This is a genomic window from Mesorhizobium sp. P5_C1, assembly GCF_054049815.1.
Window position 1 is genome coordinate 1 of the sequence record NZ_JBFULQ010000249.1, and the last position, 7,929, is coordinate 7,929.

General features: G+C 63.8%; 7 protein-coding genes and 2 tRNA genes. 4 read left to right on the forward strand and 5 right to left on the reverse strand.

The window, feature by feature from the left end; genetic code table 11:
• The first annotated feature begins 69 nt into the window (after nt 1-69).
• Nucleotides 70-145 (forward strand) — tRNA-Cys (locus ACXJ7R_RS19070).
• A gap of 88 nt (nt 146-233) precedes the next feature.
• Here ACXJ7R_RS19070 and ACXJ7R_RS19075 read toward each other — a convergent pair.
• Nucleotides 234-309: transfer RNA gene (locus ACXJ7R_RS19075), tRNA-Thr, on the reverse strand.
• Nucleotides 310-640: 331 nt separating this feature from the next.
• On the opposite strand from ACXJ7R_RS19075, the gene ACXJ7R_RS19080 reads away from it, so the two are divergent.
• Nucleotides 641-1,813 carry a hypothetical protein gene (locus tag ACXJ7R_RS19080; protein WP_457153204.1) on the forward strand — a complete coding sequence of 391 codons (1,173 nt, stop codon included), beginning with the start codon at nt 641-643 and terminating at the stop codon, nt 1,811-1,813.
• A 24-nt stretch (nt 1,814-1,837) separates the two neighbouring features.
• Here ACXJ7R_RS19080 and ACXJ7R_RS19085 read toward each other — a convergent pair whose 3' ends face one another.
• Both ACXJ7R_RS19085 and ACXJ7R_RS19090 read right to left on the reverse strand, forming a co-directional pair.
• Entirely contained in the window at nt 1,838-3,439 is a 1,602-nt protein-coding gene (locus tag ACXJ7R_RS19085; protein ID WP_457153205.1) for a cisplatin damage response ATP-dependent DNA ligase, read from the reverse strand.
• A gap of 4 nt (nt 3,440-3,443) precedes the next feature.
• Nucleotides 3,444-4,451 (reverse strand): ligase-associated DNA damage response exonuclease, encoded by a 1,008-nt coding sequence (locus ACXJ7R_RS19090; protein ID WP_457153206.1) that lies wholly within the window; start codon nt 4,449-4,451, stop codon nt 3,444-3,446.
• A 120-nt stretch (nt 4,452-4,571) separates the two neighbouring features.
• Between ACXJ7R_RS19090 and ACXJ7R_RS19095 the strand changes: the two genes are divergently transcribed.
• Nucleotides 4,572-5,522, forward strand: coding sequence for a class I SAM-dependent DNA methyltransferase (locus ACXJ7R_RS19095; RefSeq protein ID WP_457153207.1), 951 nt, complete (start codon nt 4,572-4,574; stop codon nt 5,520-5,522).
• Between the two features lie 89 nt (nt 5,523-5,611).
• Nucleotides 5,612-5,968: a hypothetical protein gene (locus ACXJ7R_RS19100; protein ID WP_457153208.1), complete on the forward strand. Its 357-nt coding sequence runs from the start codon at nt 5,612-5,614 to the stop codon at nt 5,966-5,968.
• 101 nt (nt 5,969-6,069) lie between these two features.
• On the opposite strand, the gene ACXJ7R_RS19105 is transcribed toward ACXJ7R_RS19100, so the two are convergent.
• Nucleotides 6,070-7,011, reverse strand: a complete 942-nt coding sequence (locus ACXJ7R_RS19105) for a 2-hydroxyacid dehydrogenase (protein WP_457153209.1) — start codon at nt 7,009-7,011, stop codon at nt 6,070-6,072.
• A gap of 38 nt (nt 7,012-7,049) precedes the next feature.
• Nucleotides 7,050-7,929, reverse strand: an 880-nt coding sequence (locus ACXJ7R_RS19110; protein WP_457153210.1) for an ATP-binding cassette domain-containing protein, incomplete at its 5' end; no start/stop codon positions are given.

Genomic DNA, 7,929 nt, shown 5'->3' on the forward strand with positions numbered 1-7,929 from the left:
AGCCTTAGCTCCGGCGGCGGTTCGGCCTTAACCTTTCCGTAAATATTAGGCTGCTACTTGGACAGCGATGGCCTCGTGGCGGAGCGGCTACGCTGGAGACTGCAAATCTCTGAAGCCTCGGTTCGATCCCGAGGCGAGGCCTCCATCCTCACTTACCTGTCCGACAAAAGCAGCGAACGGCCGGAGCCGAGGCTCGGCCCCGTGACGGCGCCATTGATTGCTGCTTGAAGGAATGGTGCCGCTTAGGTGACTCGAACACCTGACCCCATCATTACGAATGATGTGCTCTACCAACTGAGCTAAAGCGGCCCGGGAGGCCGAGCCTCCAAGATGCGGGGGTGATAGACTCAACCGGCGGCGAATTCAAGATGCGACTTGGCAATTCATGCAAGGGTTGCTTTACGGCCGTCGAAAGCCGTCCGCAGCGTTGCTCGCCAATCGGTGGCGAAGTCAGGCTCGTGGGGTTCGCACCCTCCTGCTGGTCAAAATTGATGAAACACGCTGATTTCGTTGCCGGAACAGCGTCGGAATGGACTTTGCGCACCCTGACAAGGCAGAATGCGCCGCTCGCCCGTTGATTGATTGGTCGCCTGCGGCTAACGATCATGGCAAGGTTGGGCAAACGTGCAGAGGGACCCGCTTGGACGCAATCGAAAAGGCGATCCGGAATGCCTTCGAGAAAGGCAATGCCGAGGACCGCGCGTTTCGCGAAAGGGTCTATCGATCGGCTTTTGCCGCGCTCGACCGTGCGCTCCAGGCCAATCCCGACGTGACGGTGGAAGTCGCCATCAAGCGCCGCAAGGCGATACAGGCGAAAATCACCGAAATCGAATCCGAATATCTGCCGGCGGTGCCGGATGTCGGCCCACAGGGTGATGCGCCGGCGGTCGAGCTTGGTGGGGACCCGGCTCCTGCGGTCGAGGTGGCTGCGGACCCCGCTCCTGCGGTTGAGACCGGGCAACCGGCATCACCCGTCGTTGTCGTTGACGAGCCCGTGCAATCCGCCTCCGATGCGCCTCGCTCGCGTGTGCTGCCAGTCGTTCCCGACATCATGCCGGACGCCGGCCTTCCCGGCGCGCCAGCCATCGACATGTCTGCTCCCGCCTCGGCCGACGCCGCGACGGAAGTGACGCCCGATCGCGATGAACGGCGCATAAGGGGGCGTCGACTGCCGTTGACTGCCATCTTCCTGACCGTGACTCTGCTTGCCGCTGTCGGCATCGGCCTGTTCTTTGCCATGCAGACCGGCGTGTTCAAGACACAGGCGCAGCTCGACACCGCTCCGCCCGAAGCGCCGCCGACCGTCAACGACGACGACTTCACACCGGCCGATGGCGACACCGGCCCAGCAAAGCCCGGTGCCGCGGACCAGTCGCGCGACTGGATCAACGTGTTTTCGCCAACCGACGCGTCGCATGTCAGCGCCCCGTCGGATGCCAAGGCCGAAGTGATGAAGGACGACACCGGGTCGTTCCTGCGCATCCGTTCCGGAGCCTCCGGTTCGGCGATCAGCTTCGATGTCGGGCAAGGCGTGCTGGAACAGCTCGCCGGCAAGCATGCCGTGTTCGACATCATTGCACGCTCCGAAGAAGGCAAGGAGACGCAGATTTCCGTCGACTGCAATTTCGGCGAACTGGGCGACTGCGGCCGCAAGCGCTACGCGGTCGGCCAGCAGCAGAACGAATATCTATTCGACGTGCAGTTTCCCAAGAAGCACCCGGGCTCGGCCGGCACGATCGCCGTCAATTCCGACTTCGACAAACAGGGCAAGGCGGCGGACATCTACGAAATCCGGGTCTCGGTCGAGCCGTAAGCGCATCCATGCAGGACAAGCGACTTAGCGATCGAGCAGCGCCTGCAGCGTCTCGATGCGGTCGGCCTCGTTGGCCGGCTTGTCCCAGCGCAGCCGCGAGATGCGGGGAAAGCGCATGGCGACGCCGGATTTGTGCCGGGTCGAGCGGTTGAGGCCCTCGAAGGCGACTTCCAGCACCAGGCCGTTATCGCGGTCGGCCCGCACCGAGCGCACAGGCCCGAAACGCTCGACCGTGTTGTCGCGGACATATTTGTCGATCTGCTTCAACTCTTCGTCGGTGAAGCCGAAGTAGGCTTTGCCGACAGGCACCAGTTCCTCTTCGCCCTCGCCGCCGGACCAGACGCCGAAGGTGTAGTCCGAATAGAAGCTCGAGCGCTTGCCATGGCCGCGTTGGGCATACATCAGCACGGCATCCACCGTGTGCGGATCGCGCTTCCATTTGAACCACGGGCCTTTCGGCCGCCCGGCGACATAGGGCGAGTCCCAGCGTTTCAGCATGACGCCCTCGATGATCGGATGCGGCGGTGCCCGGCGCAGCTCCTCCAGCGCCTGCCAGTCGGCGAAGTCGACAAATGGCGAAAGGTCGAAACGGCTCGGGTCGAGCATGCCGACAAAGGTTTCCAGTCGGCCGCGCCGCTCACGAAACGGCAGCGCGCGCAAATCCTCGTCGCCGATCTGCAGCACGTCGTAGCAGCGCATGAAGGCTGGATATTGCTGCTGCATCTTCGGCGTCACCGTCTTGCGGTTCAGCCTTTGCTGCAGGTCCGAGAAGGTGCCAGTCGCCAGCCGGGGATCGCCGACCAGCAGTTCACCGTCCAGCGTTGCCGAAAAATGCATGGCGTCGGCGAGATCCGGAAAGGCGCCGGAGACATCGTCGCCGGTGCGCGAATAGAGCCGGCGGCTACCGCCTTCGGCCACCGCCTGGACGCGGATGCCGTCCCATTTCCATTCGGCCGCATAGTCCGCGGGGTCGAGCTTTTCGAGATCGCCGTCGCCGACCGGGTTCGACAGCATGACCGGGCGAAACAGGGCCATCGCCGTATTCCTGGGCTTTTCGGCCTTGCCTTCCAGCCAGGCGAACAGCGCCGTGTAAGGCGGCGACAGCCCATGCCAAAGCTCCTCGATCTCGGTGACATCGACCTTGCCGAAATCCGCCAGCGCCTGTTTGGCCAGCCGCGCCGACACGCCGATGCGCAGGCCGCCAGTGACCAGCTTGATGATGGCAAAGCGCGCCGAGATGCCGGCGCTGTCGAGCAGTCCGGACAGCACCTTCGGTCCGTCGGAGCGGCTTGCCGCCTGCAGCCTGGCGACGACTTCGCCGAGCGTCGGCTCGCGGTTCGGGATGTTTCCGGGCGTTTGCGGCCAGACCAGCGACACCGTTTCGGCAAGGTCGCCGACATAGTCGTAGGAATAGCCGAACAGCACCGGGTCCATGCGCTCGGTCACCAGGGTGCGCAGCATCGCCGGCTTGACCGCGGCGATGTTGAGATCGCCGGTGATGGCAGCCAGCGCCAGGCCACGGTCGGGATCCCCCACGCTGCGGAAATAGTCGGTCAGCAGCGTCAGCTTGCCGTTGCGCGACGGCGTCAGCACCAGGCGATCGAGAAGTTCGGCGAAGCGGTTCATGCCCTCAATCGCCCTCGTCCTCGTAGCCGACCAGATGCAGCGGCCGTGCGGCGATGCCTTCGAGTTCGCACCAGCGCACCAGCGCTTCCTCGCGGCCATGCGTCACCCAGATTTCCTCGGCTCCGGTCTCCTTGATGGTGGCGGTCAGTTCGTCCCAGTCGGCGTGGTCTGATATGATCAGCGGCAGTTCGACGCCGCCTTGCTTGGCGCGTTGGCGGATGCGCATCCAGCCCGAGGCGAAGCACGAGATCGGATCGGGAAAGCGCCGCGCCCAGCGGTCGGCGAAAGCCGAAGGCGGACCGACCACGATGGCGCCCGCGAAATCTTGCTTGCCGCCCTCCACCGTTGCCGGTTCGAGCGTTCCGAGCTCGATGCCCTGGCTCTGGTAATATCCGCTGAGTCTGGCCAGCGCGCCATGGATGTAGATCGGCCGGTCGTAGCCGGCGTCGCGCAGCAGCCGCATCACCCGCTGCGCCTTTCCCAGCGCATAGGCGCCGACCAGATGCGAGCGTTCGGGAAACTGCGTCGCCGATTTCAGCAGGCGGGCGATCTCTTCCGTGTCGGGTGGATGGCGAAACACCGGCAGGCCGAAAGTCGCCTCGGTGATGAACACATCGCACGCGATCGGCTCGAACGGCGCGCAGGTCGCGTCTTTCTGCCGCTTGTAGTCGCCGGAAGCGACGATGCGCGTGCCCTGGTGCTCGACGGCGATCTGCGCCGAGCCAAGCACATGGCCGGCGGGATGGAAGCTGATGCTGACACCATCGAGGACAATCGTCTCGCCGAGCTGAGCTGCTTGCGTTGTGTCGGCAAAATCCTCGCCATAGCGCAGGCCCATGATGTCGAGCGTCTGCTGTGTGGCCAGCACCGAACGGTGGCCGGAACGTGCATGATCGGAATGGCCATGCGTGATCAGCGCCCGGTTCACCGGCCGCACCGGGTCGATGAAGAAATCACCTGGTGGGCAATAGAGGCCCTCGGGCCGGGGATGGAGCAGGTCTGAGGCGCGCATGATCCCCAAGATAGGATATAATTCCGCTGCGGGAAGCCTGTTGTATGTGACTGCTGACTCCCGCATACAGCACCGCCGGCTTCCATCCGCCGACAGGATCATCGCCCAKGACCCATTGCCATGAAACCGCTTCAGGCCTCGTCCGGCGACTTGAACGCCGATCGCCGTGCCGATTATGCCGAGATGCTGCATGCGGACGGCGATCATGCCGCGGCGGCGGAATTGCTGCTCGGTGCCCTGGAACTGAAGCCGCAATGGGCGATGGGCTGGTTTCGCCTCGGCGAGATGCAGCAGGCTGCCGGTGCGCCGGACCTCGCCGCGCAGGCATGGACGATGTCGCTGCAACTCGATCCGACGGATCGTCAAGGTGCCGCACTGAACCTGCAATTGATCGGCAGGGCGCCGGAGACCGGCTCGCTGCCCAGCGCCTTCGTCGAGACGCTGTTCGACCACTATGCCGACAGCTTCGAGGAATCACTGGTCGACAGGCTGGGGTATCGGCTGCCCGAATTGCTCGATCAGGCCATCCGGTCGACAAGGCCGGGCCGCTTCCCGCTGGCGCTCGATCTCGGCTGCGGCACCGGGCTCATGGGGCAGAGGCTGCGGCCCATCGCCGATCGGCTGGAGGGATATGACATTTCGGCCAGGATGCTGAAGCAGGCGCGGGCCAAGGGCGTCTACGATTTCCTCGGCAAGGCCGATCTGCGGGATTTTTCCTATGCCGGCCCGAAAGCCGATCTGGTGGCGGTGGCCGATGTCTTCATCTATGTCGGCGCGCTCGACGGCGTGGTGAAGACGGTTGCCGGCTTGCTTGCCGGCGATGGCCTGTTCGCCTTTTCCGTCGAGAGCCTGATTGGCAATGGCGATTTTGTGTTGCTGCCATCGCGCCGCTACGCGCATTCGGAACATTATGTGCGTGAAATCCTGGCTGCCAACGGGTTTTCGATCCTGTCGCTGGAAACGACCGTGATCCGGCAGGACCGCCGGGAACCCGTCAACGGGTTGGTCGTTGTGGCAGGCAAGCTACCGGGGGACGAGGCTGCGATCTCCTCCAGTCGCGCCCGCAGATAATCCGTGCTGCGAAAAAGTCTGATTTGCATGCGCGTCTGATATTTGCGATCTGGTCGCATCAAGGCGGGATATCAGGAGGAGCAGAGTCGATGCGCTGGAACATGATTGTCTTGGCATCTTGCCTGGTGACCGCCGGCTGCGCGGGCAGTTCGATGGCCGAGAGGCAGGACGCCGACATCCAGTCCTCCCTGCAGTATGACAGCGTGCCCTGCGGCCAGCTGCTGGCGCAGCGCAACGCGCTGGCACAGCAACACAATTTGTCGACGAAGGCGAAGCCGGCCTTCTCCAATCCGGCGATGGGCTTCGGCCCGTTCATGCCGGATGTGCGCTCCAAGGCCAAGCAAGATGCCGACAAGGCGACCGGCCAGATGGATGCCATGAACCGGTCGATCGATCGTCGCGATTGCGGCAAGCCAGACCAGCAGAAGAAACTGCTGCCTGGCTAGGATCGGGCAGGCGCCGCTCTCTATTCTTTGATGCAATTCCCTGAGGGAAAACGCCACCCGCTTTTCCCGGGAAAACCGTTTCACGCATTTCCAGGAATTGCTTAATACCCCGCTTTACGGTCGACCAGATTGTCGAGCTTTTCGCCGCGTTCGAAAGCGTCCATCTGGCGCAGCATGATCGGGGCCAGGTGGACAGGATCGGAGGTCGCCGCCGAATGCGGCGTCACGAACACTTTCGGATGTCCCCACAGCGGACTGGTCTTCGGCAGCGGTTCGACTTCGAACACATCGAGGCTCGCCTCCTTCAGCGTGCCGTCATCCAGTGCCCGCACGATGTCGGCGTCCTTCTGCAGGCGGCCGCGACCGGCATTGATCAGCACCGAGCCGCCGAGGCCGTTGCGCTTCCTCAGTTCCTTCAGCACGCCGTAATTGATGATGCCATGCGTGTCCGGGGTCAGCGGCAAAAGCACCACCAGAATATCGGTCGCCTTGAGGAAGGGGATCAGTCCCGCCTCGCCGGAGTAGGTCGCTACGCCTTTCATCGGCCGCTCGCTGCGTGACCAGCCATTGACGGCAAAGCCGAGCGACAAAAGCACCGAGGCGGCGGCGCGGCCGAGATTGCCGAGGCCCATGATGCCGACCGAAATGTCGTTGGCCGGCCGCTGCTGCGGCTCGTGCCAGATCTTTTTTGGCTGCTGCGACCGGTAGAGCAGGCCGTGGCGATGATGGTCGAGCACCCGCCAGACGACATATTCGGTCATGTACTGGGTGAGGTTGTCGGCGACGACCTTGACGATCGGCACATCCGGCAGGCCCGGGTCGGCGAAGATATGGTCGACGCCGGCACCGATCGAGAAGATGGCGCGCAGATTGGGCAGCGATGCCAGGATGTTCGGCTTCTGCTTCCACACCACCGCATAGGTGATCGACGGGTCGCTGGCGCCGTCCGGCTCCAGCACCACCTCGCGCTCGGCCGACAAGAGCTCGCGCCAGCGCTGCGGATGAAAACCGGTGACGGCAAGCAGGATGCGGCCTTTTTCCATCAATGGAGTTTCCCTGTTATGCGTGCCCGTTGTCCAGGCTATTCGCTGACGATGCCGACCGGCGCCGTCTCTATCTTGAAGGCGGCCGAGATCAGCGCCCGAGTATAGTCGGTTTGTGGATTTCCAAAAATCTGTTCGGAAGGGCCGGCTTCGACGATCCTGCCATTGCGCATGACGATGACGTCGTTGGCCAGCGCCCGGATGACTTTGAGGTCGTGACTGATGAAAAGATAGGCGAGGTCGTGCTTGGCCTGCAGGCTGCGCAACAGGTCGACGACCTGCGCCTGCACGCTCATGTCGAGCGCCGATGTCGGCTCGTCCAGCATCACGAAGCGCGGGTTGAGCACCATGGCGCGCGCGATGGCGACACGCTGGCGCTGGCCGCCGGAAAACTCGTGCGGGTAGCGGTTGCGGGTAGCGGGATCGAGCCCCACTTCCTTCAGCACGTCGGCGACGCGTGCGTCGCGCTGGTCGGGCGACAGTTTCGGTTCGTGGATCTTCAGGCCTTCCTCGATGATCTCGGCGATCGACATGCGCGGGCTGAGCGAGCCGAACGGGTCCTGGAAGACGATCTGCAATTCGCGCCGCAGCGGCCGCATGGCGTTGAAGGAGAGCTGGTTGATGTCGCGTCCGTTGAACTGGATGCTCCCGGTCGACGAGATCATCCGCGCCAGCGCCAGGCCGAGCGTCGTCTTGCCGGAGCCGGATTCGCCGACCACGCCGAGCGTCTGCCCGGCACGCACGGTGACATCGATGCCGTCGACCGCTTTCACATTGTCGACGGTGCGCCGGAAGAAGCCCTGCTTGATCGGAAACCAGACCTTKATGTCCTTGCCGGTCATGACAGGCTTGGCTGCCGCGTTGGCGGCCGGCGGCTTGCCCTTCGGCTCGGCGGCCAGCAGATGGCGCGTATAGGGG